This is a genomic window from Streptomyces sp. H51 (assembly GCF_035656535.1).
In the GTDB taxonomy this organism is placed as follows: Bacteria; Actinomycetota; Actinomycetes; order Streptomycetales; family Streptomycetaceae; genus Streptomyces.
The window spans coordinates 50,396-75,574 of sequence record NZ_JAYMHD010000021.1 but is presented as its reverse complement, the minus strand read 5'-3'; the positions used below and the strand labels follow the sequence as shown (position 1 = coordinate 75,574).

Sequence of the window (25,179 nt, the reverse complement as noted above, 5' to 3'; positions counted from 1 at the left end):
GCCCGGAGCGGCTGCCCGCCATCGCCCTGGAGCGGGGATGCCGGCCGCGCCCGGGGCCGCTGACTCAGGCCCGGCCGCGCCCCGCCGACCGTCGCTGGTGGAACCGCCTGAGCGCGTCCTTGCGCAGCCCCGCGTCCTCGGCGCGGTACCGGACGAGGCGTACGCCGACGTTGTGCCGGGGCTCCGGCTCCAGGGCGAACAGGCGGAACGCGCGGCAGGAGGCGTTCTCGGGACGGTTGCGGAAACTCGCGCCGGCCAGCCGGAAGTCGGCCGGCGTGGGCGCCTCCCGCTCCATGCCGCCCAGCTGCCACTCCACGACCTCGTGGACGTTGCCGCAGCAGTCCCAGACCCCGTCGTCCGACATTCCGGCTCCGTGGCTGTCCACCGTCTGCGCCCGCTGGGGCCGGTCCGGGAACCGCAGGTTGGCGTGCTCAGGGGTGGGCGGTGTCGTGCCCCAGGGGTACGGGCGGCCGTCCTCCGCGCATCCCGCCAGTGCCAGCCACTCGGGTGCCGTGGGCACCGCCCACACCCGTTCCCCGCCGAGATCGTCGTCGTCGGACGTCAGCAGGCAGCGGCGTACGAGCTCCTGGAGGAACCGCCCCGGTCCGGTGCCGCGTTCGTCGGCGTGCCCGCCGAGGACATAGGGAAGACGCAGATCGGAAGGGCGCGCGGTGCCCACCCGGTTCCGCCACAGAACCTGCATGTCGCCGACGGTGAGCGGATAGCGCATGGCCTCGAAGGAGTAGCTGCGTCCTCCCTGCCGGGTGGGGACGAACACCGGGTCGATGGAGACCAGCGGCGGGGCGAACGCGCGCGAGGCCGTGACCGGCAGGCCCGGGAACTTCCCGGCCGCGGCCCGGCGCAGTCCGCTGCCGACGACGTGCTCCGCGGGGAAGACCTCGAACAGCCAGTCCATGATCAGACGGATGCGCCGGGGACGGGAGTTCGTCGCCCGGTCGACGTCCTCGACGACCTGCCTCGGCGGCCAGGCGCACTGCTCCAGCGTGTCCGCACGGAGCAGCAGATCGAACAGCGCCTCCCACACCGAACGCAGTTGGCGCAGGTGCCGGGGGTTGTTCCCTCTGGCGATCTCCTCGGTCTCCTGCAGCAGCCACATCCGTGAGCCCTCGAACCGGCGCAGGACGACGGCCGCGCCCACCAGCGCCCAGAACCGCTCGGGCGAGTCGACCGGCAGCGTCACGCCCCGGTAGGGGGTGACGGCCTCGACGGTCACCAGGGAGTTCGTCAGGCGTCCCAGGAGGGCGGGCAGTTCGGTGAGGTCACCGGCCGTCTCGTCCGGCTTCGGCGCCCTGGGGACGCGGCGCAGCAGGGCCTCGGCATAGGGGCTGCGGTCGTAGAACTTCACCCAGGGCGCGAGCCTGACGGACACGTCCGCGCCCGGGTCGCCGGAGGCGGGCGCCTCGGCGGACGGCTGCTGCCCGCGACCGTGCCGGACGCGCGCGTGGGCCGCCGTCCAGGGCTCGGGGTCGGCGCCGCAGGCAGCCACCTACAGTTGCAGCGATCTGACACGGGGCGTGAACTTGCCGCTGTACATGCCGTGGACGGTCGAGACGGACAGCTGTGCGTCGCCCGCGATCCGGGCGAAGGTCTTCCCGGACGCCTCGTACAACCGCTGCAGGCCTCGGACGAGTTGCTCCCTGGTCCGGATGGACTCGGGGTCCGGCTTCGCGACGGTTCCCATCGGCACTCTCCGCTGCTCGTTCGGGTTCACTGCCTTCGTTCGGTTCATTCGGTTTCGCGTGTCGAACGGGGGCCGTCGGCCCGTCCCCGTTCTGATTTCCGGTGACTTCCCCGGGGAATCGGTCTGCGCGCAAGTCCCCACCGCAGCATGGTTTTTGAGGCGTTCGGACGTCAAGGGACCGAGGAGCGGGAATGAGTGTGTCATCGTCGAACGGGAGTCAGCAGGGAGATCCGAATGCGGAGGCGGGGCTCTTCAGTGTCCGGACCGCCGTGGTCTGCCTGGGCGCTCTGTTGCTGGGTGCGGTCGCCGGCGGGCTCGCGCTGACCTCGGGCCACACGTGGCCCGAGGCGGTGATGAGCGCCGGCGGGACCGCCGGACTCGCCGTCGTGGCGCTGCACCAGCTCGTCGGCCGGCGGTGACACCGGGCGCCGAGCGGTCCGGCGGTGACACCGGGCGTCGGGCGGCCGGCTCACGCGCCGACCCGCACCGCCTCGCGCGCCTCGGCCGACTCCAGCCGCTCCGCCGTGCGTTCCGCGGTCCGCCGGGCCCAGCGGCCGCTCGTCAGGGCGCCCAGGACGAGCACCGCGGCGCCGCAGGCCGTGATGATCCACCAGCCGGGACGGGCCGCCCGGACGAACACCTCCCGGTACGGCGACGAGCCCGCCCCGGAGGCCAGCACCGCGCCGACCACCGCGACGCCCAGCGTCTGGCCGAGCTGCCGGCTGGTGGAGGCCACGGCGGCGGCGACGCCCGCCTGGGCGCGCGGCATGCCCGAGACGGCCGTGTTCGTGATCGGAGCGTTCACCAGGCCGAAGCCGACGCCGAACAGGACGTACCCGAGGAACAGGGTGACGTCCGAGGTCTCCGCCTCGAACGCCGCGAACAGCACCCCGCTCGCGGTGATCGTGACCCCGGCGGCCAGCAGGGGCAGGCGCGGGCCGCGGCTGCCGACCAGCCGTCCGGACAGGGGCGCGAAGAGGAAGCAGGGGATCGCCATCGGCAGCATCCACAGGCCCGCGTGCAGGGCGTCGTAGCCGCGCACGTTCTGCAGGTACAGCGTCGACAGGAACAGGAAACCGCCCAGCGCGGCGAACGCGCTGACCGCGATCACCGTGGCGCCGCTGAACGGGGCCGAGCGGAAGAACCGCAGGTCGAGGAGGGGCTCTGCGCGACGGGGTTCGTACCACAGCAGGCCCAGCAGCGCGGCGAGCGCCACCGCGGCGAACGGCAGGACGGAGGCCGCGCCGGAGGCGGGCGCCTCGATGATCGCGTACGTCAGCGAGCCGAACAGGGCGATGACGAGCACCTGGCCGACCGGGTCCGGGCGGCGGGCCCTGGGAGCGCGGGACTCCGGGACGAAGCGCAGGGTCAGCAGCAGGGCCGCCAGGCCCACCGGGAGGTTGACCCAGAAGATGGAGCGCCAGCCGACCGAGTCCACCAGCAGCCCGCCGGCCAGCGGACCCGCGGCCATCGAGAGGCCGACCACCCCGCCCCACACGCCAATCGCGCGGGCGCGCTCGCGCGGGTCCGTGAAGGTGTTGGTGATGATCGACATGGCGACCGGATTGAGCATCGAGCCGCCCACCGCCTGGAGCATGCGGAACGCGACGAGCGCCTGGAGGTTCGGGGCGAGGGAACACAGCAGCGAGCCGATCGTGAAGACCGCCAGGCCGGAGACGAAGACGCGCTTGCGGCCGATCCGGTCGGCCGTGGAGCCCGCGAGCATCAGCAGCGCGGCCAGCACGAGCGTGTACGCGTCGACGGCCCACTGCAGGCCCGCCGTGCTCGCGTCCAGTCCGCGCTGCATCGAGGGCAGGGCGACGTTCAGGGCGGTGACGTCGAGGCTGACGATCAGCAGGCTCATGCAGCAGATCGCGAGGACCAGGAAGCGCCGGCGATGGCTGAGCTCGGGCATGCGGTCATGGTACGGCGATGTCGATAGTGCGGCTAACTAATGGCCTGTGCATGGTCGTTCCCCGGCCAGTCACGGGCAACGCCCGTCGTACGGGACAATGGGGGAATGCCCACGCCCACCACGCCCCTGCAGATCGGCCCGCACAGCGTCCAGCCGCCCGTCGTCCTCGCCCCCATGGCCGGGATCACCAACGCGCCCTTCCGCACCCTGTGCCGGTCCTTCGCCAGGGGCGACTCAACGGATGCAGCCGGCGGTGGGAAGGGCCTGTTCGTGAGCGAGATGATCACGACCCGGGCGCTGGTCGAGCGCAACGAGAAGACCATGCAGCTGGTCCGCTTCGACGCGAGCGAGACGCCCCGCTCGATCCAGCTGTACGGCGTCGACCCGGCGACCGTCGGCAAGGCCGTCCGCATGATCGCGGAGGAGGACCTCGCCGACCACATCGACCTCAACTTCGGCTGCCCGGTGCCGAAGGTGACCAGGAAGGGCGGCGGCTCGGCCCTCCCGTACAAGCGCAACCTGCTGCGCGCGATCCTGCGCGAGGCGGTGTCGGGCGCCGGGGACCTCCCGGTGACGATGAAGATGCGCAAGGGCATCGACGACGACCACCTCACCTACCTCGACGCCGGCCGGATCGCCGTCGAGGAGGGCGTCACCGCCATCGCCCTGCACGGCCGCACCGCCGCCCAGCACTACGGCGGCACCGCCGACTGGGACGCCATCGCCCGCCTGAAGGAGCACGTCCCGGAGATCCCGGTGCTCGGCAACGGCGACATCTGGTCGGCCGAGGACGCCGTGCGGATGGTGCGGGAGACCGGCTGCGACGGAGTCGTCGTCGGACGCGGCTGCCTGGGCCGCCCGTGGCTGTTCTCCGACCTGGTGGCGGCCTTCGAGGGCCGCGACGACGACATGGCCCGGCCCGCCCTCCGCCAGGTCGCCGACGTGATGGTCCGGCACGCCGCCCTCCTCGGCGAATGGCTCGGCGACGCCTCGCGGGGCGTGATCGACTTCCGCAAGCACGTCGCCTGGTACCTGAAGGGCTTCGCGGTGGGCAGCGAGATGCGCAAGCGCCTCGCCGTCACCTCCTCCTTGGAGGAGCTCCGCGCCGGCCTCGACGAACTGGACCTCGACCAGCCCTGGCCGGCCGGCGCCGACGGCCCCCGCGGCCGCACCTCCGGCAACAACCGGGTGGTCCTGCCGGACGGCTGGCTGAAGGACCCGTACGACTGCGCGGGCGTCGGCGAGGACGCCGAACTGGACACGTCGGGCGGCTGACCCGCCCGTCGACGGCGCCCGGCGCCGCTGGCCGTGACGCTCCGGCTGGCAGCCCTCAGCCCTCCTTCGGATGCGGAGTCGATCCGTACGCCGTCAGGAAGCGGTCGCGGAAGGAGCTCATCTTCCACACCGGGGCGTCGTGGGCCGGGCGCAGGCCGTCCGTCCAGCCCCAGGAGCGGATCCTGTCGAGGACCCGCGGGTCCTTGGCGACGATCGAGACCGGCACGTCACGGCTGGCGTGTTCGCCGCTGACGCGGGCGATCGGCTGGTGGTCGCCGAGGAAGACCAGGACGGTGTCGTCGTCGCCGTAGCGCTCCAGCCACTGGGTGAGCGCGGTCACCGAGTACTGGATGGACTTGCCGTACTCCGCGCGGGACCTGTCCGGGCTGGTGATGATGTCCGACGGCTTCGTGCCGGCCTTCTGGATCGCGTCGAAGACCGACCCGTCACCGAGCCGGTCCCAGCCGACCATCTTCGGGACCGGCGCCCAGGGCTGGTGGCTGGAGGTGAGGATGATCTCCGACATCAGCGGCTTGTCGCGCTTCCTGCCGTGCTCCAGGCGCTGGAAGGCCTCCAGGGCGTACTGGTCGGGCATCGTCGACCAGCTGAACTTCGGCCCCCGGTAGCCGAGCTGGAAGGCGTTGCGCACCTTGTCCAGGCCGTAGAACTTCGCCTCCGGCCAGGCCTTCTGCACGCCCGGCATGATGCCCACCGTGTCCCAGGCGCCGGTCTTCCGGAACGCCTTGGTGAGGCTGAGGTGGTCGCCGGCCATGACCGTGCGGTACCGCTGCTGGTTGTCGATCCACAGGCCCGACAGGGTCGTCGAGTGCCCCAGCCAGCTGCTGCCGCCGTACGTCGCCGACGTCAGCCAGCCGCTCCTGGCGTGGAAGCCGGCCTTCGCCAGGGCCGTGGTGCGCGCGTCGAGCGTCCGGTCGACACCGGGTGCCGTGATCGGGTCCTCGATCGCGCTGCGGCCGTAGCTCTCGACGAACGTGAAGATCATGTCCTTGCCGCGCAGGTCGGGCACCAGCTGGCTGCCCGGCGTGTTGCCGAAGGCGTCGCTCCTGGCTTCCTTGCCGAACGCGGCCTCGTCCCGCAGGGTGTCCCGCACCCGGCGCACCTCGATCCGCAGGGCCGTGGCGGTGCGGTCCGAGGCGACCGGCATGCCCATGAGCTCCAGCCCCAGTCCGGAACACAGCACCCACACGACGGCCGCCACCAGCGTCGCCCTGGTCGCCGTCCGCCGGTTGCGGTCCAGCAGGTTGCCGAGCCGGACGGTCGCCAGGGCCATGAGGCCGAGCACGAGCAGGACCAGGACGACGACGCCGACGGCCGCCCCGGCCGCCACCGCGCCGCCCATCGAGTCCCGGACGTACGACTGCGCGTCGTCCAGCAGCTCCCAGTCCAGGACCGGGTTGAAGGCACGGCCGAGATAGTCGGTGAACCCCATGTCGAGCAGGTTCAGGATCGTCATCGCGCCGAGCGCCAGCCCGGCCAGCGCCGCCACCGCCTGCCGCGGCCGGCGGCGCGGCAGCGCCAGCAGCACCGCCGCTCCGATGATCGCCTCCACCGGGACGCGGGTGAACCGGTTCGGCCGCAGCGCGGCCGACGTGTTCGGCAGCAGCAGCGCCCCGAGCACCAGTGCCGCGGCCAGGGCCGTGACGGTCCAGCGGGCGGCGCGCACGGTCCCCGGGTGACGGTCGCGCAGGGCGGCCGGCCAGGCGCGCGGGGCGTTCCGCGCGCCTGGCGCCGCCGGTTCCGGCGCGCTCGCGGGCCCGGCCTCTGGCGACGGATCCCCGCTCACGGGGTCGGTCGGGTCCGGCAGTTGACGAAGGCGCGTGAAGACAGGCACCCGAAGGTCCTTCCGTGCGAGGCCCGTGGCGGAGGGCGGGGCCGCACCGGGGAGGCTCGGGGCCCGCCGTCCTCCCGTACGGCCGTCCGCGGACTCCTGTTCACGGTCCCGGGCAAACACCCGGCAAACGGCTGGTCAACACAGCCACGGCCGCCCCCCGACGGAAACACCTGCACACACCCCGGCGGACACACCTGCACACCACCCCGACGGGCCCCGCGCGCTCCCGCCGGGCCCCCGCGCGCGCCCTGAGCGGTCCGCGTGCGCCGCCGCTGAGCGGTCCGTCGTGCGCTGCCGCTGAGCGGGTCCGTGTGCGCCGTCCCTGAGCGGGCCGTCGTGCGCTGCCGCTGAGCGGGTCCGTGTGCGTCGCCGCTGAGCGGGTCCGCGTGCGCCGTCCCTGAACGGGCCCGCCCAGCTGCCGCTCGCGGGCGGGCCCGCGCGGAGCGCTTACGCGTCGCGGGCCGTTGTCCGTGGGGTGGGTGGTGCCGCCGTGGACCGGACGCGTGCGCGCGGGCGTTCCGGTGGCGGGCTCGGTGCCCGGCGAGGGCCGGGCCGCGGGTGCCGCCCGCTCGCCGTAGTCCTCGTTCCACGTGGAGCGCCCGGACGCCGCCGACCGCGAACCTCGTACGCGCGCGCGTGCGGGGCACCAACTCCGCGCGGGTGTCCCGTCCGCGTCCGGCGAGTACCTCCGGCGGCCGGTGCCCGGTCGCCGTCGCCGCGTGGTCCGGTGCGGGCGCGTGTACGACGCCGACCGCGATTCGCGTGGCTACCCATGCCGGCAGGGCACCGGCTCCCGGTGTGCGGGACCCCCGGACCCGGCCGGCACGTCGGGCGGCCGATGGCCGATGGCCGATGGCCGATGGCCGATGGCCGATGGCCGATGGCCGGTCGCCGTCGCCCCGCGCGGAGCGCTCACGCGTCGCGGGCCGTTGTCCGTGGGGTGCGTGGTGCCGCCGTGGACCGGACGCGTGCGCGCGGGCGTTCCGGTGGCGGGCTCGGTGCCCGGCGAGGGCCGGGCCGCGGGTGCCCCTCGCCATGGCCGTCGTCCCGCCCGGAGCGCCTGCGTGCCGCCGGCTGTCGCCGGCGGGGTGAGTGGCGTGGCGGCCGAGCGGGATCCGGATACGCACGCGTGCGGGTACGGGCACCGATCCGCGGGGGGCGGCGCCCGTACCCGGCGAGGGCGCCGGGCAGCCGCTGCCGGGTGCGGGGTGCCCGCTCGCCGTCGTCCTCGCCCCGCGCGGAGCGCCTACGCGCCGCCGACCGCCGTCAGCAGGGCGAGCGGTGCCGCCGCCGACCGGGACTCGCGCACGCAGGCGTGCGGGTAGGGCACCGGCTCCGGGTGGGTGTCCCGTCCGTATCCGGCGAGCACCTCCGGCAGCCGGTGCCCGGTCGCCGTCGCCGCGTCCACCAGGGCGTGCGCCACCGTGCGGGCCTCGTCGTGCAGGCCGTAGCGGGCCAGCCCCAGCGTGAGCAGCGCGTTGTCGTGCGGCCACACCGAACCCCGGTGGTACGACAGCGGGTGGTACGCCGGCTGCCCGGCCGCCAGCGTGCGCACCCCCCAGCCGGAGAAGAAGTCCGGCTCCAGCAGCCGCCGGCCCACCGACTCGCCGTACTCCTTGTCCAGCAGGCCCGACCACAGCAGATGCCCGGCGTCCGAGGCCAGCGCGTCCACCTGGCGGCCCTCACCGTCCAGGGCCAGCGCGGGGAAGGAGTGCTCCCGCATCCAGAAGTCCCGCTGGAAGCGGTCGCGCAGATCGGCCGCCGCCTGCTCCAGCAGGGCCGCGTACACCTCGTCGTCCCACACCGTCCGCGCCACCTGCGCGGTGCGGCGCAGCGCGTCGTAGGCGTACCCCTGGGCCCCCGCCGCCGTCACCGGGCCGGTGGCGCGGGTGCCGTCGGCCGAGCAGATGGCGCCGGGGGAGTCCTTCCAGTTCTGGTTGGCGAGGCCGCCCCGGTCGGCGCGGTAGACCAGGTAGCCGCGCGAGGTGAGCCCGCCGTGGTCGAGCATCCAGCCCACCGCCGCGCGGGCGTGCGGCTCCAGCCGGCGGGCCAGGGCCGTGTCGCCGGTCTGCTCGACGTACGCGCCCAGCAGCACCAGGAACAGCGGCGTCGCGTCCACGGAGCCGTAGTACCGCCCGTAGGGCACCTGCCCGAAGTGCGCCAGCTCGCCGTGGCGCACCTCGTGCACGATCTTGCCGGGCTGGGCCAACGAGACCGCGCCGGTCTCCCTCGCCTGGGTGGCGGCCAGCGCGAGCAGCGTGGCGGCGGCCGGCTGCGGGCGGTACGGCAGGGCGAAGAGGGAGGTGAGCAGGGCGTCCCGGCCCAGCAGGGTCAGGAACCAGGGGGCGCCGGCCGCCGGGACGCGCAGCTCCTCGCCGTCCGGTCCGGTCGCCGGGACCCGCAGCGAGGCGAGGTCGGCCAGGCCCCGCGCGCAGGCCGCGGCCAGTTCGGGCCATCCGGTCGGGAAGGCGACGCCCTCCACGAACTCGCCCTCCAGCTCCAGCTGCCGCTCGGTGGCGGCGGCGGGGGAGACCGGCACCCACGGCTCGCTCGTCGCCCCGTGCGGGCGCGCCGCCACCCGCAGCGCCAGCTCCACCGTGCCGTGCGGCGGGAGCTCCAGCGTCCACACCAGGCGGCGGGCGCCGGTGCCCGTCTCCTCCACGCCGTCCGGGGCGGGCTCGGCCGTCACGGTCGTACCCGACCGCCACTCGCCGCGCCGGTAGCCGAACTCCACCCCGTCGTCGAGGATCCGGCGGTGGCGCACGGCGCCGGTCTTGGCGTAGGTGCGGTGGTCCGAGCGCAGCTCGAACTGGTCGGTGAAGTCGGCGTCCGCGGTGACCGCGAGGCGGACGGTCGTCGCCACCGGGCGGTTGCCGGTCACCCGCACCGACTCGACGAACGCGCCGTCGCCGACGGCCTGCTCCCGGAAGATCGTGTACGCGGGCGGCTCCTGGCGGCCGCCGCGCGGGACGAGGACACAGCGCGCCGTGTCCCCGTCCGCGACCGGCGTGAGCGCCTCCGGCACCGCGCCGTCGACCGTCAGCTGCCAACGGCTGAGGTGCCGGGCGTCGCGCACGAACAACCCGTCCGGGGAGCCGGCTCCCCGGACGACACCGCTGATGTCCCCGCCGTCGCCCACGGCCGCGAAGGTCCCGCCGTGCACGAGCAGATGGTGCCGGTCCGTCATCCCCGGTCGCCTCCCCTTACTCCCTGATCACTCGTCTCGAACGTGCGGGCGCCCGTGGCGGACACGGCGTGCCCGGGGCGCGAGTGGAGCAGATCCAGCGTGAGGGCGGCGGTCCAGCTGAAGCCGCTCGCCCCGCACGCCTCGCCGGTGTACGGGTCGACGTACTCCGCGAAGCCGGTGGTGCCGGCCAGGTCGAGCACCGCGGCACGCAGCGCGTCGGCCCGCTCCCGTTCGCCGTGCGTGCGCAGCCCGCGCTCCAGCAGCCAGCCGGTGTTGAACCAGGCCGGCCCCCGCCAGTAGCGGTGCGGGTCGAACGCCTCGCCGAGCAGGTCGTAGCTGGGGACCAGGCGGGTGGCGGTGCCGAGCCCGAAGTGCTCGCCGCCGGCCGTGCGCACCAGGGCGGCGGCGACCTCGCGGGGCAGGGTGGGCAGCAGCAGCGGGATCAGTCCGGACACGCTCCGCCCGGGGATCCGCTCGCCGCCCACCACGTCCCGGCAGAAGAACATGCCCTCCGCCGGGTCCCACAGCCGGTCCACGAGCACCGACGTCAGCCGCTGTGCGCGCGCGTGCCGGGCGGTGCCGGTGGCCCCCAGCTCCCGCGCGATCCGGGCCAGCGCGTGCTCGGAGGCGATGAGCAGGGCGTTGAAGCACGGGTCCTCGACGGCGAAGCCCACCCCTGCCCCGCCGCCTCCGAGGCGCTCCGCCCCCGTGACCCCGGCGAGCGCCGTGCCCCCGGTGCGCCCCTTGATTCCGGCGGCCCGGGTGACCGGCAGGTCGGCGTACCCCCGGTCCCGGTAGTCGGCCGCCAGCCGCACGTAGCGCCCGTAGTCCAGGTCCGTCGGCCGGTCCTCGGGCGAGCCGTGGGCGAGGTCGGCGCGGCGGAAGGAGCGGGCCGGGGCGGGCGTGACCCGGCTGAGCGGCGCGTCCCAGCAGGGGCTGTTGTCCATCCCCTGTTCCCAGGGGTGCACCACGGACGCCAGCCCGCCCCCGCCCAGGTCCCGCCGGTGCATCAGGTAGCGGTGCCAGGCGGCCAGCCGCGGGTACACCCGGGTCAGGAAGGAGCGGGCCCGGGACAGGCCCGGATCGGCGCGGTGCACCAGCCAGGCCGCCAGCGCGTGCACCGGTGGCTGCACGATGCCTGAGGTCTGTACGGTGCGCGGGGCGCCCGCAGCGCGCCCCGCGGTCGAGGAGCGCCAGAAGTCGGGGCTCGGGAAGTACGCGTCGAGCGGGACGGAAGGGTTGAAGACGATGTGCGGGATCCGTCCGTCGCCCCACTGGGCGTCCAGCAGCGTCTCCAGCTCCGTCTGGGCCCGTAACGGCGACAGGTGCCTGAGTCCGATGGCGATGAACGCGGAGTCCCACGACCACTGGTGCGGGTACAGGCTGTGGGAGGGCACCGTCGAGCTGCCCCTCCAGTTGTCCTCCAGGACGCGCGCCGCCCTGCGGTGCAGCGCTTCCGTGGCCGGAGAGGCCGCCGGGGCTGCCGTCGGGGCTGCCGTCGGGGGCGGATCGTATGCGAAGGCTCGCTCGGTGACGCGGGCGGTGAGTTGGGCGGTGCGATCCACTCGGGGCTCCCCGAAAGACTCACGGGCGACCGGTTCGGTCGTAGGTACCGTAGGGTTACGTCTATTTAACACGCAAAACTCAATATGTAATGCAGGCTTGAGAAACACAAGGGGGTGCGCATGACGAGACGAGGGCAGGGAGGACAGGCTCGCGCCGGTGATCTGCTCGAACTGGTGCGCAGTGGACGGGCCACCACGCGCGGCGCGCTCCAGCAGGCCACCGGGCTGTCCCGGGCCACCGTCGGCCAGCGCCTGGACCGCCTCTTCCGCGCGGGCTGGCTGCGCGAGGGCGCCGGCGGCCCGGTCGACTCGCCGCTGGGCGGCCGCCCCTCCATCACCCTGGAGTTCGACGACGAGCACGCCGTCGTCCTCGCCGCCGACCTCGACACCCGCCACGCCCGCGCCGCCGTCCTGTCGCTGGCCGGCGAGATCCTCGCCGAGCAGGCGGGCGCGCGGTCCGTCGAGGACGGCCCCGACGCCGTGCTGGGCGAACTCGGCGGCTGGTTCGCCGGGCTGCTGGAGAAGGCCGGCCGGCGCGCCGGGGACGTCTGCGGCATCGGGCTCGCGGTGCCCGGGCCCGTCGACAGCGAGACCGGCCGGGTGGTGCAGCCGCCGATGATGCCGGGCTGGGACGGCTACGACATAACCGGCCGCCTGGCCAGGGCCTTCACCGAACGCACCGGCGCCCCCGCGGTCCCCGTCCTGGTCGACAACGACGCCAACCTCATGGCGTACGGCGAACAGCGCGCCGGATACCCCGACTGCTCGGCGTTCGTACTGGTCAAGGTGTCGACCGGGATCGGCGCCGGGGTCGTCGTCGGCGGCTCCGTCTACCGCGGCGTCGACGGGGGCGCCGGCGACATCGGGCACATCCGGGTGGGCACGGAGGCGCTGTGCCGCTGCGGTTCCTACGGCTGCCTCGCCGCCGTCGCCAGCGGCTGGGCGGTGGCGCGGCGGCTGGCGGAGGCCGGTGTGCCGGCCGAGTCCGGCTCGGACGTGCGCGACCTGCTGGCGGCCGGGCACCCGGACGCGGTCGGCTTCGCGCGGGAGGCCGGACGGCGGGTCGGGGACGTGCTGGCGACCGTGGTGACGCTGCTCAATCCCGGAGTGCTGATGATCGCCGGGGATCTGGCCGGAACCCCCTTCCTCACCGGCGTGCGCGAACTGCTCTACCAGCGGGCGCTGCCGCGCTCCACCGCTCATCTGGACGTCGTCACCTCGCGGCTGGGCGAGCGGGCGGCGCTGGTGGGGGCCGGTGCGCTGGTCGTGGAGCACCTGTACGCGCCGGAGGCGGTGGAGGAGCGCCTGCGCGCGCTCGGGGTGTGATCTTCCGCGAGATGTGTGACCGTGTGACGTACGGGCGCGTGACGCGCGTGTTTCCGTTCCAGGACGCGTCCGCATGGTGAAACCGGAGCCTCGGCGGGAGCGTGATTCTCGCCACCCTTGATAAGGGTTGCGCTCAGATGAGCGGATCTTGCACGACTGCACTTTTCCAAAGGGTGGCACTCAGTGCCATCGCTTGATCGTTCATCGATCGAAATCAGGCGTGCCACAAGCCGCTCAGATGAGCACCCAGGAGCCCTTCGTGGGGGTGGATGTGTTCAAGAAGTGAAAACACTCGCCCGTTGTCGCTTGCCAAGCTTTGACTTTCGATCCGCTGGCAGCGGACTGGTTACGGGCGCATGACGCGCAAGTGGACGTACCCATGGGCCTTCGATCTGGGTATGTTCCTCGCCGTCAGGGCAGCCACCGCGTCCTCGAGGAGTCGAGACCCGTGTCGGAAAACAAAGAACCCCACGTAGCCGCGCAGGCCAACAGCGTTGAGGGCGTGAAGTTCGTTTACGACTTCACCGAGGGCAACAAGGACCTCAAGGACCTCCTCGGCGGCAAGGGCGCCAACCTCGCCGAGATGACCAACCTCGGCCTCCCGGTCCCGCCCGGCTTCACCATCACCACCGAGGCCTGCAAGGTCTACCTCGACAGCGGCGAGGAACCGGCGGCACTGCGTGACGAGGTGAGTGCGCACCTCTCCGCCCTCGAGGAGAAGATGGGCAAGAAGCTGGGGCAGGCCGACAACCCCCTCCTCGTGTCGGTCCGCTCCGGGGCGAAGTTCTCCATGCCGGGCATGATGGACACCGTCCTGAACATCGGCCTGTCCGACAAGTCGGTCCAGGGCCTGGCCAAGCAGGCCGGTGACGAGCGGTTCGCCTGGGACTCCTACCGGCGACTGATCCAGATGTTCGGCAAGACCGTCCTCGGCGTCGACGGCGACCTCTTCGAGGACGCGCTCGACAAGGCCAAGGCGGCCAAGCAGGTCACGGTCGACACCGAGCTGGAGGCCGCCGACCTCAAGAAGCTGGTCACCACCTTCAAGAAGATCGTCAAGAAGGAGGCCGGCCGGGACTTCCCGCAGGACCCGCGCGAGCAGATGGACCTCGCCATCAAGGCGGTCTTCGACTCCTGGAACGGCGACCGCGCCAAGCTCTACCGCCGTCAGGAGCGCATCCCGCACGACCTGGGCACCGCGGTCAACGTCTGCTCGATGGTCTTCGGCAACCTCGGCCCCGACTCCGGCACCGGCGTCGCCTTCACCCGCGACCCCGCCTCCGGCCACCAGGGCGTCTACGGCGACTACCTGCAGAACGCGCAGGGCGAGGACGTGGTCGCGGGCATCCGCAACACCGTCCCGCTCGCGGAGCTGGAGCGGATCGACAAGAAGTCGTACGACCAGCTCATGCGGATCATGGAGACCCTGGAGAACCACTACAAGGATCTCTGCGACATCGAGTTCACCATCGAGCGCGGCCAGCTGTGGATGCTGCAGACCCGCGTCGGCAAGCGCACCGCCGGCGCCGCCTTCCGCATCGCCACCCAGCTCGTCGACCAGGGCCTGATCGACGAGACCGAGGCGCTGCAGCGCGTCAACGGCGCCCAGCTCGCGCAGCTGATGTTCCCGCGCTTCGACGAGCACGCCAGGACCGAGCAGGTCGGCCGGGGCATCGCGGCCTCGCCGGGCGCCGCGGTCGGCAAGGCGGTCTTCGACTCGTACACCGCCGTGAAGTGGTCGCGCTCGGGTGAGAAGGTCATCCTGGTCCGCCGGGAGACCAACCCCGACGACCTCGACGGCATGATCGCGGCCGAGGGCATCCTGACCTCCCGCGGCGGCAAGACCTCCCACGCGGCCGTGGTCGCCCGCGGCATGGGCAAGACCTGTGTGTGCGGCGCCGAGGAGCTCGAGGTCGACACCAAGCGGCGCCGGATGACCGTGCCCGGGGGGCACGTGGTGGAGGAGGGCGACCTCATCTCCATCGACGGCTCCACCGGCAAGGTCTACCTCGGCGAGGTCCCGGTCGTGCCGTCGCCGGTCGTGGAGTACTTCGAGGGCCGCATGCACGCCGGCGCCGACGACGCCGACGAACTGGTCGAGGCCGTGCACCGGATCATGGCGTTCGCCGACCGCAAGCGCCGCCTGCGGGTGCGCGCCAACGCCGACAACGCCGAGGACGCGCTGCGCGCGCGGCGGTTCGGCGCCCAGGGCATCGGCCTGTGCCGCACCGAACACATGTTCCTCGGCGACCGGCGCGAGCTGGTGGAGCGGCTGATCCTGGCCGACACGGACGCCGAGCGCGAGGAGTCGCTGAAGCAGCTGCTGCCGCTGCAGAAGCAGGACTTCGTCGAGCTGTTCGAGGCGATGGACGGCCTGCCCGTCACCATCCGCCTGCTCGACCCGCCGCTGCACGAGTTCCTGCCCGACATCACCGAGCTGTCGGTGCGCGTCGCCCTCGCCGAGGCCCGCAAGGACCCGCACGAGAACGACCTGCGCCTGCTCCAGGCGGTGCACCGGCTGCACGAGCAGAACCCGATGCTGGGCCTGCGCGGCGTGCGCCTCGGCCTGGTCATCCCGGGCCTGTTCACGATGCAGGTCCGCGCCATCGCCGAGGCCGCGGCCGAGCGCAAGAACGCCAAGGGCGACCCGCGCGCGGAGATCATGATCCCGCTCGTCGGCACGGTCCAGGAACTGGAGATCGTCCGCGAGGAGGCCGACCAGGTCATCGCCGAGGTCCAGGAGGCCACCGGCACCGAGCTGAAGCTGGCGATCGGCACGATGATCGAGCTGCCGCGCGCCGCGCTGACCGCCGGCCAGATCGCCGAGGCCGCCGAGTTCTTCTCCTTCGGCACCAACGACCTCACCCAGACGGTGTGGGGCTTCTCCCGGGACGACGTGGAGGCCTCGTTCTTCACGGCCTACCTGGAGAAGGGCATCTTCGGGGTGTCGCCGTTCGAGACGATCGACAAGGACGGCGTCGGCTCCCTGGTGCGGGCCGCCGCGAAGGCCGGCCGGGAGACCCGCCCGGACCTGAAGCTCGGCGTGTGCGGCGAGCACGGCGGGGACCCGGAGTCGGTCCACTTCTTCCACGAGGTGGGTCTGGACTACGTCTCCTGCTCGCCGTTCCGCATCCCCGTGGCCCGACTGGAGGCCGGTCGCGCGGCCACCCAGTCGGAGGGCAGCGACCACCGCTGACCCGGGGGCCGGCCCCCTCACCGGCCCCCCAACGGCTCCGGAGCCGTCTCCGGTCCCCGACCAGACCGATCGGGGGCGGCTCCGGGTCCCACCGGAAGGGCCGGCCTCCCTCACCGGCCCCCAACGGCTCCGGAGCCGTCTCCGGTCCCCGACCAGACCGATCGGGGGCGGCTCCGGACCTCACCGGAAGGGGCGGCACCCTTGTGCGGGGGTGCCGCCCCTTCCGTACGTTGGAGGTCCGCACCCGAGTCCGTCCGAGGGAGACCGCCGATGACCGGCTGGAGCGCGAGCGCCGTCCCCGACCAGAGCGGCCGGACCGCCGTCGTCACCGGCGCCAACGGCGGGCTCGGCTACGTCACCGCACGGGAACTGGCCCGCCGGGGCGCCCGCGTGGTGCTGGCCTGCCGCAGCGAGGCACGCGGCCGGGCGGCGGCCGGCCGGATCGCCGTCGAGGTGCCGGGCGCGGCGGTCGAGTGCGCCCGGCTGGACCTGGCCGACCTGCGCTCCGTCCGGGAGTTCGCGGACGGCTTCCGCCACGACCGGCTCGACCTGCTGGTCAACAACGCCGGGCTGATGGCGCTGCCGTACGGGACGACCGCCGACGGGTTCGAGACCCAGTTCGGCGTCAACCACCTGGGGCACTTCGCGCTGACCGGACTGCTCGCGCCCGTCCTGCTCGCCACTCCCGGCGCCCGCGTGGTGACCGTCTCCAGCCTGATGCACGCGCTCGCCAACATCGACATCCGCGACCTCAACAGCGAGCGCCGTTACCACCGCTGGCTCGCCTACGCCCGCTCCAAGACCGCCAACCTGCTCTTCACGCACGAACTCGCGCGCCGGTTCGCGGCGCACCACGCGGACGTGGTGGCGGCCGCCGCCCACCCCGGATACGCGGCCACCGGCCTCCAGACCGCCGGTCCGCGGATGGCGGGACGACGGACCGCCGAGCGGATCGTCACGCTCGGCAACCGGCTCTTCGCGCAGTCGGCCGAGGCGGGCGCCCTGCCCGTCCTGTACGCCGCCACCGCCCCCGGCGTGCGCCCCGACTCCTTCACCGGCCCGTCCTTCGCGATGTGGCGCGGCGCGCCCGCGCCGTCCTGGCGGGCGCCCTGGACCGTCGACGACGCGACGGGCGAGCGGCTGTGGGCCGCCTCCGAGCGGCTGACCGGGGTGTCGTACGCGTGACGGTCCGCGCCGGTCGACGGGAGCGGCGGGTCCGGGCCGGCCGGGAGGACCGGATTTTCACCGCGGCAACCGGGGAAGCCCATTTTTTCTCCAGGCTTTGCCATACCCACGGATTCGGCGGCGTGTGACCGGCGTCACATGTAATTTCCTGGACAGTCGAGCGGATACCCCGATTCGATAGAGCCAGCGAGGCCGAAAACCTCGGTCGCGCAACTGCGGGGGAATTACCCGAATCTTGTCGTTGGCAATGGCGCTGAACGAGAGCAGGGGCGTGTCAGTGATCCTGACGTGTGCGAAAAGAGCTGTCCGGTTACACCTTCCGGAATCCGATGGGCCGTCCGTGCCGCTGGACCGCAGGTGCGCAGCGGGCGGAACGGCCGGCGCATGCTGAGCCGCCTCCTCCCGGCACCGGGTCCCGCTCGCGTCCTCACCGGCATCACCCTGGTCCACACGCTCGGCCAGGGGCTCTGGATGGCGCTGAACGCCATCTACGCGACCACCGTCCTGCACCTGTCGCCCGGCCAGTTCGGCATCGGCGTCGGCGTGGCCGCCGGCGCCGCCCTCGCGGTCAGCACCCCGACGGGCCACCTGGCCGACCGGGTCGGCCCGCGCTCCGTCCAGATCTGGTCGTTCATCGCCCTCGGGCCGCTCACCGCGGCCCTCCTGGTGGTGGACGGCTTCGCCCAGTACGTCGCGGTGGTCAGCGTTCAGGGCGTCGCCTACAGCGCCAGCCGCAGCGCCAGGATGGCCATGGTCGCGGGCCTCGTCCCCGCTGAGCAGCGGGTCTCCGTACGCGCCTATCTGCGGGCCACCAGCAACGTCAGTGTCTCCGTCGGCGCGGCGCTGGCCGGCATGCTGCTGGCCGTCGACTCGGTCGGCGCGTACAAGCTGGCCGTGGCCTTCAACGCCGCCACGTACCTGTCCACCGGGCTGCTCACCCTGCTGCTGCCCCCGGTCCCCGCACAGCCGGCCCGGCCGGGGCCCGCGCTGGTCGTGCTCAGGGACCGGCCGTACCTGACCTTCATCGTGCTGGACGGGCTGCTGTCGATGCACAACCTGCTGCTCGACGTGGTCCTGCCGCTGTGGGTGCTGCACCACACCCGCGCCCCGCGGTGGATCATCGCGGCCATCCTGTTCACCAACACCGTCGCGGTGGTGCTGCTCCAGGTCAGGGCGGCGCGCGGGACGGACGAGCCGCCCGCGGCCGCCAGGGCCTCGCGCTCCGGATCGCTGTGTCTCGCGGTCGCCTGCATCGTGTTCGCGCTGACCGGCGGCGCCTCCGCCGCGGTCGCCGGCGCGCTGCTCCTGGTCGGCGCCCTCGCCCACGTCCTGGGCGAGATCCGGCAGTCCGCCGGCAGCTGGGGCATGTCGTTCGGGCTGGCGCCCGAGCACGCCCAAGGCCAGTACCAGGGCACCTACGCCATGGGGGCGGACCTCGGCAAGATGATCGCTCCCGCCCTGCTGACCTGGCTCGTCATCCAGCACGGCACCCTCGGCTGGATCGTCATGGCCGTCGGCTTCGCGATCGTCGGGGCCGCCATGCCGGCCGTCGCCGGCTGGGCCGTGCGGGGCGGCGGGGCCGCCTCCGACCCGGTCGCGGCCTGACCCGGAAAAACGTCCGCGGAATGTCCCGGCGACCCGGGTGGTTCCGCACGGTTCCACCATTGTTCTGACGCTCTTTCCGTCGCGGCCGGAATTCGGCACGAGGCGCCGTACGGAACGTTTCGATTTCATCGCCGCCGTCATCGAATTGCGGCGCGCCCATGGAACGGCCTGAGCGTGTTCGGCATGCCCGCAAAAAAAGGGGATGCGCATATTCCGTGCGGAAAGCGAATGAACGACGACGAGGAGAACGTGACAGTGGACGAAAAGACCGCCGCCTTGTCCACTGCGGCACCGGCACCGGCACTGCAACTGCCCGTCCGTGACATCGCCGACGGGGCCGTGCCGCCCGCGGGCACCGGGAGCCACTCCTGGACCGCCGCCGGCGTCGGCGCCGCCGCGCCGCAGGCCGCGGCCTCCGGGACCGGTCTCGCGGACCTGGGACACGCCGCCTTCACGGTGCTCCTGCACCGCTACAGCGGCCAGGACGACATCGCCCTGGCCCGCGCGGGAGGCCCCGGCGGCGCACCGCTCGACCGGCCCGCGGCCGTGCGCTCCCGCGACACCCGGGAGCTGACCCTCACCGCACTGGCGGCCGACCTCGGCGCCCGCTACCGCGAAGCGGCACCCGCCGCCGTGCCCGGCGCACCCGCCGACCTCGGCGGCGGCCTGCGGGCCGGCACCGTCCACACCGACGGCACCACGCCCGGCCTCCCCGAGGGCTTCGCGCTCCTCCTCGACACCTCCGGGACCGCCGGCCACCCGGCCCGGTTCACCCTGCACTACGACCGCGCGCTCTTCACCCCGGAACTGATCAGGCGCATGGCCGCCAACCTCGACACCCTGCTGCGCCACGCCGAACAGCACCCGCGGACGCCCGTCGCCGACCTGCCCCTGCTCTCCGAGCGCGAGACCCGCCGCCTCCTGCGGGACCTCAACGACACCGCCCGCCCCTACGACCGCGGCACCACCCTGCACGCCCTCGTCGAGGCCCAGGCCGCCCGCACCCCCGACGCCCCGGCCGTCGAGTGGCGCGGCTCGGTGCTGACGTACCGCCGACTCGACCGGCAGGCGAACCGGCTGGCGCGCGCACTCGGCGCTCTCGGGATCACCCCCGGCTCCCGGATCGGCCTCTCGCTGCCCCGCACCCACCGCGCCGTCGTCCTGCTGCTCGCCGTCCACAAGGCGGGCTGCGCCTACGTCCCCCTCGACCCGGCCTATCCCGCCGACCGGCTGACCGCCATCGCCGCGACGGCCGACATGGCCGCCGTCGTCCACGACGGGGACGACACCCCCGGCTGGCTCGCCGGCGTGTCCGCGACCCCGCTGCCGTGGGCGGAGCTGTGGGAGAAGTCGTTCGCCGAGGACGACACCCCGCCGGACGTCACCGTCGGCCCGGAGTCCGCCACCCACCTCATCTACACCTCCGGCTCGACCGGCCTGCCCAAGGGCGTGCTGATCGGCCACCGCAACGCCGTGGCGCTGCTGGCCTGGTCCGAGGCCACGTACACACCCGAGGACCTGGCCCGGGTGCTGTTCTCCACCTCCCTCAACTTCGACCTGTCGGTGTTCGAACTGTGGGCCCCGCTCACCCGCGGCGGCTGCGTGGTCGTCGTGGACAACGTCCTCGCGCTCACCGAGGACGAGGGGCTGCGCCCGACCCTGGTCAACACCGTGCCGAGCGCCCTGAACGTCCTGCTCCAGCGCGCGGCCGTGCCCGCGTCGGCGCGGGTGCTCAACGTCGCGGGGGAGCCGCTGGCGAAGGAACTGGTGAACGCCGCGTTCGCCACGACGGGCGTGCGGCGGCTCTACAACCTGTACGGGCCGTCCGAGGACACCACCTACTCGACGTGGAAGTGCTTCACCGGCCCGACCGCCGAGACCCCCACGATCGGCGTCCCGGTCCACAACACCGTCGCCTACCTGCTCGACGCGGACGGCAGGCCCGTTCCGTACGGCGCCACGGGCGAGCTCCACCTCGGCGGCGACGGCCTGGCCGACGGCTACATCAACGACCCCGAGCGCACCGCGGCCGTGTTCACCACCGCTCCGCCGCACCTCGGCCCGGTACCCGGCGGACGGCTGTACCGCACCGGCGACCTGGCACGCTGGACCGAGGACGGCGAACTCCGCTTCCTCGGCCGCAGGGACAACCAGGTCAAGGTGCGCGGCTTCCGCATCGAACTCGGCGAGATCGAATCGGTGGCCCGCGAGGCCGTGGGCCCGCGCGACGTCGCGGCCCTGGCCGTGCGCACCGGCACGGACACCCGGCTGGTCTGCTACGTGGGCGGCGACGGCGCCGAGGTGACGGCCGGGGCGGTGGCCGCCCGGCTGCGGGCCAGGCTGCCGCACTACATGCAGCCCGCCGAGATCGTGATCGAGGACCGGCTGCCCCGCCTGCCCAACGGCAAGGTGGACCGCACCGCCCTCGCCGCCCGTGCCGCCGACCGGGGCACCGGCACCGCCGCCGCGTTCACCGGCGACGACCCAGACGAAGCCCGCGTCGCCCAGGTGTGGGCCGAACTCCTGGGCCTCGGCGGCATCTCGCCCGACCTGGACTTCTTCTCCGTCGGCGGCCACTCCCTGCTGGCCACCCTGCTCGCGGCCCGCCTGTCCGACGCCGCCGGCCGTCCCGTCCGGGTGGCGGAGATCCACGGCCACCCCACCCTGGCCGAGCAGGCGGAGCTGCTGCGCCGCACCCGCGAGCGGGCGGCCGGCCCCCGGGTGCCCGTCGGCACCCCCGAGCGGCTGCGCGCCGTTGCCGACACCCTCCGCCAGTCCGCCCGCGGACACGGCGTCCCCGGGGCGGGCACCGCGGTGTACCTCGACGGCACGCTGGAGCTGACCTACCACGGCGTCACCGACACCGCCTCGCGCACCCCGTACGGCCCCCGGACCCGGCAGCGCGTCACCTGCATCACCAAGCCCATGCTGGCCTTCGTCGCGCTCCGCCTCGTCGACCGCGGCCTGATCGGCCTCGACGAGCCGCTCCACGAAATGCTGCCGCGGGCGTTCCGCCGCCGCGACGGCCGCACCGTCGAGGTCACCCTGCGGCACCTGCTGTCGCACACCAGCGGCGTCGACGACTCCTACGAGGTCTGGCACGACACCGACCTGCCCGACCTCGACACCTACCTGGACAGCCTGGCCGGCTACGGCCAGCTCTTCGAGCCCGGCGAGGTCTTCGCGTACTCGGCGGTCGGCACCTCGATCGTCGCCGCGCTGATCGAGAAGCTCCTCGGGATCCCCTGGCGCCGCGCGGTCAACGAACTCCTGCTCACCCCGCTCGGCATCAAGGAGATCCCGCCCGCCCGCACCGAGGACGGCCACTACGGGCGCACCGTCTCCACCGGCTACGTATGGACCGAACAGGTCAAGCGGTACGTACGCCACGACCCGCCGCGGCAGACCGTCGCCGACGATGCCGCCGGCTCCTTCTCCGTCTGCCTCACCCTGGCGGAACTGGCGAAGATCGCCCTGCTCGCCGTGCACGACGGTGTCACCCCCGACGGCGAGCGCCTGCTGTCCGCCGACCTCGCCCGGCAGATGCGCACCCCTCAGATCCCCGTCCCCGGCCACCACTTCATGCACGCCTGGGGCCTGGGCTGGCTGATGTTCGGCCCGGCCGCCTTCGGCTTCAACTCCAACGGCAGCGGCCACCACAACTTCGTCCAGATCTTCCCCGAGGAGCGCTCCTTCCTGCTCCTCCTCGCCAACGCCTACCCGGTGTTCGGCCTCTACGAGGACGTGCTGCGGGCCTTCACCGGCGAGGGACTCATCCGCACCGGGCGCCCGTTCGAGATGGACCTCGACGACTGCCCCGGGCTCTACGCCTCCGACGGCTACCGGCTCCACGTCGAGCGCGGCGCCGAGCACCTGCGCTACGCCTACTCCGAACGCCGGCCGGACGGGGCGTGGCAGTGCCTCGACGAAGGGGACCTCGTGCTGTCCGGCGCGGGCGGGTTCAGCTCCATCTCGGAGAAGAACGTCCTCGCCGGTTCCATCTCCTTCATTCCCCTGCCCGGCACCGCCACGCCGGGCTTCGTCCGCATCGGCCAGCGGTTCGCGAGGAGAACCCCATGACTGACCCACACCACCCGACGGACCGGCACGGCAGCGGACGGCACGTGGTCTTCGTGACCTGGAAGGCCGGCAACGCCCCGGCGTTCGAGGCGGCCAAGCGGCTCGGCCACCACGTGACGCTCGTCCGCTCCCTGCTCATGGAGCAGGCCCAGAACATCGACTTCGACGCCTCCCCCTACGCCCGCTTCGTCGACCGGGTCCACGTGCTCAAGGACGCCACCGACCCCGACGCCCTGCTCGCCTGCGTCCGGGCCGTCCACCGGGAGCGGCCGGTCGACGGGTTCGTCGCCACCGTCGACGCGCTGGTGGTCCCCGTCGCGCGGATCGCCGAGCAGCTCGGGGTGCCGTTCACCGACGCCGACGCCGCGGCTGCCGCCAAGCAGAAGGACCGCTGCCGGCGGACCCTCGCGGAAGCCGGCGTCGACCGCACCCGGCACGCCGTCGTCGGCGGCGTCGCGGAGGCCGCCGCGTTCGCGGCCGACACCGGCTACCCGGTCGTGGTCAAACCGGCCCGGGGCTCCGGCAGCGAGGGCGCGCACGTCATCGCCGACGAGCGGCACCTGGCCGACGTCCTCGGGCGGGCCGGCCAGGGCGTCTACGCGGCGGGCATCCTCGTCGAGGAGTACCTCACCGGACGTTTCCTGTCCGCCGAGATCGGCCTCGCCCGCGGCCGGTTCCTGCGGCTGGCCGTCAGCGAGCGCTCCACCTGGCGCCGCCACGAGGCCCTGGAGACCGGCACGACGATCCCCGCGGGCATCACCGCCGACGAGCACGACCGCGTGATGGAGTTCGCCGAGGCCGTCGTCGGCGCGCTCGGCCTGCGGCTCGGCATCTTCCACGTCGAGATCATGCTCGGCGCGGACGGCACGCCCCGGCTGATCGAGGTCAACCCGCGCCTCATGGGCTCCTGCCTGCCGAACCTGTTCCGGCTCGCCGGCGGCGGGGACATCTTCGAACTGCTCGTCCGCATCCACCTGGACGAGCCGGTCGAGCACGGCCCGAGCGGCTTCACCCACTACGCGACCGTCCGCTGGTTCGGCGCCGCCGACACCGTGCCGAAGCCCGACCGGGTACCCGACCTCGACTGGGCCGCCGCCGAGCACGGCGACAGTCTGCACGCGCTCACCGTCCGCTTCCCCGACGGCGACACGCTCACTCCCTGCCGGGGCAACCTCGGCAACTTCGGCGAGGTCCAGGTCGTGCACGCCGACCGCGCGACGTCGATCCGCATCGCCGAGGACGTCGTCCGCGGCATGGCCGACCGGCTCGGCTTCGAGGTGACCGGATGACGGCCACGACCGGTGACCGGACGACGGCCACCACCGGCGACCGGACGACGGCCACCACCGCGTTCTACGACCAGACCCGCAGGCAGCTGGCCCGGCTGGGCCTGCCCGACGGGGATCCGCAGCGCGTCCCCGACTCCGGCGGGACGTTCCCCGACGGCGGGCACTTCCGCATCGAGGTGCCCACCGTGAACTCCGTCCGGGCCGCCGAGACGCTGCTCGCCGAGAGCCGCCGCCGCGGCTTCACCATCAACCGGATCACCGAGACCCGCGGCATGTGCCGGCACACGGCGAGCGAGATCGGCGAGTACGTCGCCCTGGGCGAGGAGTACGGGGCCGAGATCCTCATGTCGGTCGGACCCCGCGCCGCCTACGACATCGGCGGCAGCGTCCAGACCCCGGAAGGCTCCCGCATCGCCTACCGGCTGCGCGGCCAGGAACAGATCGTCCGGGCCGTCGAGGACGTCAAACGCGGCATCGGCCTGGGCGTCCGCGGCTTCGTCGTCTACGACGAGGGCCTGCTGTGGGTGCTCGGACGCCTGCGCACCGCCGGTGAACTGCCCGCCGGCATCCACCTGAAGGTCTCCGCGCACTGCGGGCAGGGCAACCCGGCCTCGGCGCAGATGCTGGAGATGCTCGGCGCGGACAGCTTCAACCCCGTACGCGACCTGACCCTGCCCATGATCGCGGCCCTCCGGCAGGCGGTCGCGATCCCGCTGGACTGCCACGTGGACAACCCCAGGACGTCCGGCGGGTTCATCCGCACCTACGAGGCCCCCGACATCGTCCGCGCCGCCGCGCCCGTCCACCTCAAGACGGGCAACAGCGCCCTCGAAGGCCACGGCGTCAGCCCCACCCCCGAGCAGCTCGACGACATCCTGCGGCAGGTGGAGATCGTGACCGAGTTCCTCGCCCGGCACCATCCGCGGGCCCGGCAGAGCGGCACCCGGTCCGCCGGCCTCGCCCTCGAACCCGCGGGCGCCGTCCCGGGCAAGGAGGCCTGAC

General features: G+C 73.4%; 15 protein-coding genes. 9 read left to right on the top strand and 6 right to left on the bottom strand.

The genetic code is table 11. The features are described 5' to 3' along the window. Window positions 1-64: 64 nt before the first annotated feature. On the bottom strand, window positions 65-1,507 hold the full coding sequence (locus VKA29_RS06715) for a hypothetical protein (RefSeq protein ID WP_324784276.1): 1,443 nt from the start codon (window positions 1,505-1,507) through the stop codon (window positions 65-67). Next, the gene (locus VKA29_RS06710; RefSeq protein ID WP_324784275.1) at window positions 1,508-1,702 is read right to left on the bottom strand and encodes a hypothetical protein; all 195 of its coding nucleotides are present in this window, start codon (window positions 1,700-1,702) and stop codon (window positions 1,508-1,510) included. It lies immediately after the preceding gene. Window positions 1,703-1,893: 191 nt separating this feature from the next. Here VKA29_RS06710 and VKA29_RS06705 point away from each other — a divergent pair, with 191 nt between their 5' ends. Further along, window positions 1,894-2,121, top strand: coding sequence for a hypothetical protein (locus VKA29_RS06705; RefSeq protein WP_324784274.1), 228 nt, complete (start codon window positions 1,894-1,896; stop codon window positions 2,119-2,121). A 50-nt stretch (window positions 2,122-2,171) separates the two neighbouring features. On the opposite strand, the gene VKA29_RS06700 is transcribed toward VKA29_RS06705, so the two are convergent. Then, complete coding sequence (locus tag VKA29_RS06700; protein ID WP_324784273.1) at window positions 2,172-3,617, bottom strand: MFS transporter; 1,446 nt, start codon at window positions 3,615-3,617, stop codon at window positions 2,172-2,174. A 105-nt stretch (window positions 3,618-3,722) separates the two neighbouring features. Here VKA29_RS06700 and dusB point away from each other — a divergent pair, with 105 nt between their 5' ends. Further along, entirely contained in the window at window positions 3,723-4,892 is a 1,170-nt protein-coding gene (dusB, locus tag VKA29_RS06695) for a tRNA dihydrouridine synthase DusB (RefSeq protein WP_324784272.1), read from the top strand. Between the two features lie 55 nt (window positions 4,893-4,947). On the opposite strand, the gene VKA29_RS06690 is transcribed toward dusB, so the two are convergent. From VKA29_RS06690 to VKA29_RS06680, 3 genes are all read right to left on the bottom strand, one after another. Then, window positions 4,948-6,744 (bottom strand): CDP-alcohol phosphatidyltransferase, encoded by a 1,797-nt coding sequence (locus VKA29_RS06690; protein WP_420718450.1) that lies wholly within the window; start codon window positions 6,742-6,744, stop codon window positions 4,948-4,950. A 1,246-nt stretch (window positions 6,745-7,990) separates the two neighbouring features. Then, the gene (locus VKA29_RS06685; RefSeq protein ID WP_324784270.1) at window positions 7,991-9,931 is read right to left on the bottom strand and encodes a glycogen debranching N-terminal domain-containing protein; all 1,941 of its coding nucleotides are present in this window, start codon (window positions 9,929-9,931) and stop codon (window positions 7,991-7,993) included. Then, window positions 9,928-11,496 carry an MGH1-like glycoside hydrolase domain-containing protein gene (locus tag VKA29_RS06680; protein WP_324784269.1) on the bottom strand — a complete coding sequence of 523 codons (1,569 nt, stop codon included), beginning with the start codon at window positions 11,494-11,496 and terminating at the stop codon, window positions 9,928-9,930. Before VKA29_RS06680 ends, VKA29_RS06685 begins: the two co-directional genes overlap by 4 nt. A gap of 120 nt (window positions 11,497-11,616) precedes the next feature. Between VKA29_RS06680 and VKA29_RS06675 the strand changes: the two genes are divergently transcribed. The 7 genes from VKA29_RS06675 to VKA29_RS06645 all read left to right on the top strand — a co-directional run bounded on the left by VKA29_RS06675 (window position 11,617) and on the right by VKA29_RS06645 (window position 25,178). After that, complete coding sequence (locus tag VKA29_RS06675) at window positions 11,617-12,822, top strand: ROK family protein (protein WP_324784268.1); 1,206 nt, start codon at window positions 11,617-11,619, stop codon at window positions 12,820-12,822. Window positions 12,823-13,270: 448 nt separating this feature from the next. Continuing rightward, on the top strand, window positions 13,271-16,018 hold the full coding sequence (gene ppdK / locus VKA29_RS06670) for a pyruvate, phosphate dikinase (RefSeq protein WP_324784267.1): 2,748 nt from the start codon (window positions 13,271-13,273) through the stop codon (window positions 16,016-16,018). A gap of 270 nt (window positions 16,019-16,288) precedes the next feature. Continuing rightward, window positions 16,289-17,203: an oxidoreductase gene (locus VKA29_RS06665; RefSeq protein WP_324784266.1), complete on the top strand. Its 915-nt coding sequence runs from the start codon at window positions 16,289-16,291 to the stop codon at window positions 17,201-17,203. A gap of 384 nt (window positions 17,204-17,587) precedes the next feature. Beyond that, window positions 17,588-18,808 (top strand): MFS transporter, encoded by a 1,221-nt coding sequence (locus VKA29_RS06660; protein ID WP_324784265.1) that lies wholly within the window; start codon window positions 17,588-17,590, stop codon window positions 18,806-18,808. A 228-nt stretch (window positions 18,809-19,036) separates the two neighbouring features. Continuing rightward, window positions 19,037-22,888 (top strand): amino acid adenylation domain-containing protein, encoded by a 3,852-nt coding sequence (locus VKA29_RS06655; protein ID WP_324784264.1) that lies wholly within the window; start codon window positions 19,037-19,039, stop codon window positions 22,886-22,888. Continuing rightward, the gene (locus tag VKA29_RS06650) at window positions 22,885-24,177 is read left to right on the top strand and encodes an ATP-grasp domain-containing protein (RefSeq protein ID WP_324784263.1); all 1,293 of its coding nucleotides are present in this window, start codon (window positions 22,885-22,887) and stop codon (window positions 24,175-24,177) included. Before VKA29_RS06655 ends, VKA29_RS06650 begins: the two co-directional genes overlap by 4 nt. After that, on the top strand, window positions 24,174-25,178 hold the full coding sequence (locus VKA29_RS06645; protein ID WP_324784262.1) for a peptidase: 1,005 nt from the start codon (window positions 24,174-24,176) through the stop codon (window positions 25,176-25,178). The genes VKA29_RS06650 and VKA29_RS06645 overlap by 4 nt, the downstream gene beginning before the upstream one ends. Window position 25,179: the final 1 nt, after the last annotated feature.

Excerpts from the sequence above, each read along its gene's own strand:
- VKA29_RS06710 (WP_324784275.1), bottom strand. The coding sequence starts at position 1,702 with ATGGGAACCGTCGCGAAGCCGGACCCCGAGTCCATCCGGACCAGGGAG.
- VKA29_RS06705 (WP_324784274.1), top strand. The coding sequence starts at position 1,894 with ATGAGTGTGTCATCGTCGAACGGGAGTCAGCAGGGAGATCCGAATGCG.
- VKA29_RS06700 (WP_324784273.1), bottom strand. The coding sequence starts at position 3,617 with ATGCCCGAGCTCAGCCATCGCCGGCGCTTCCTGGTCCTCGCGATCTGC.
- dusB (WP_324784272.1), top strand. The coding sequence starts at position 3,723 with ATGCCCACGCCCACCACGCCCCTGCAGATCGGCCCGCACAGCGTCCAG.
- VKA29_RS06685 (WP_324784270.1), bottom strand. The coding sequence starts at position 9,931 with ATGACGGACCGGCACCATCTGCTCGTGCACGGCGGGACCTTCGCGGCC.
- VKA29_RS06675 (WP_324784268.1), top strand. The coding sequence starts at position 11,617 with ATGACGAGACGAGGGCAGGGAGGACAGGCTCGCGCCGGTGATCTGCTC.
- VKA29_RS06665 (WP_324784266.1), top strand. The coding sequence starts at position 16,289 with ATGACCGGCTGGAGCGCGAGCGCCGTCCCCGACCAGAGCGGCCGGACC.
- VKA29_RS06660 (WP_324784265.1), top strand. The coding sequence starts at position 17,588 with ATGCTGAGCCGCCTCCTCCCGGCACCGGGTCCCGCTCGCGTCCTCACC.
- VKA29_RS06655 (WP_324784264.1), top strand. The coding sequence starts at position 19,037 with ATGAACGACGACGAGGAGAACGTGACAGTGGACGAAAAGACCGCCGCC.
- VKA29_RS06650 (WP_324784263.1), top strand. The coding sequence starts at position 22,885 with ATGACTGACCCACACCACCCGACGGACCGGCACGGCAGCGGACGGCAC.
- VKA29_RS06645 (WP_324784262.1), top strand. The coding sequence starts at position 24,174 with ATGACGGCCACGACCGGTGACCGGACGACGGCCACCACCGGCGACCGG.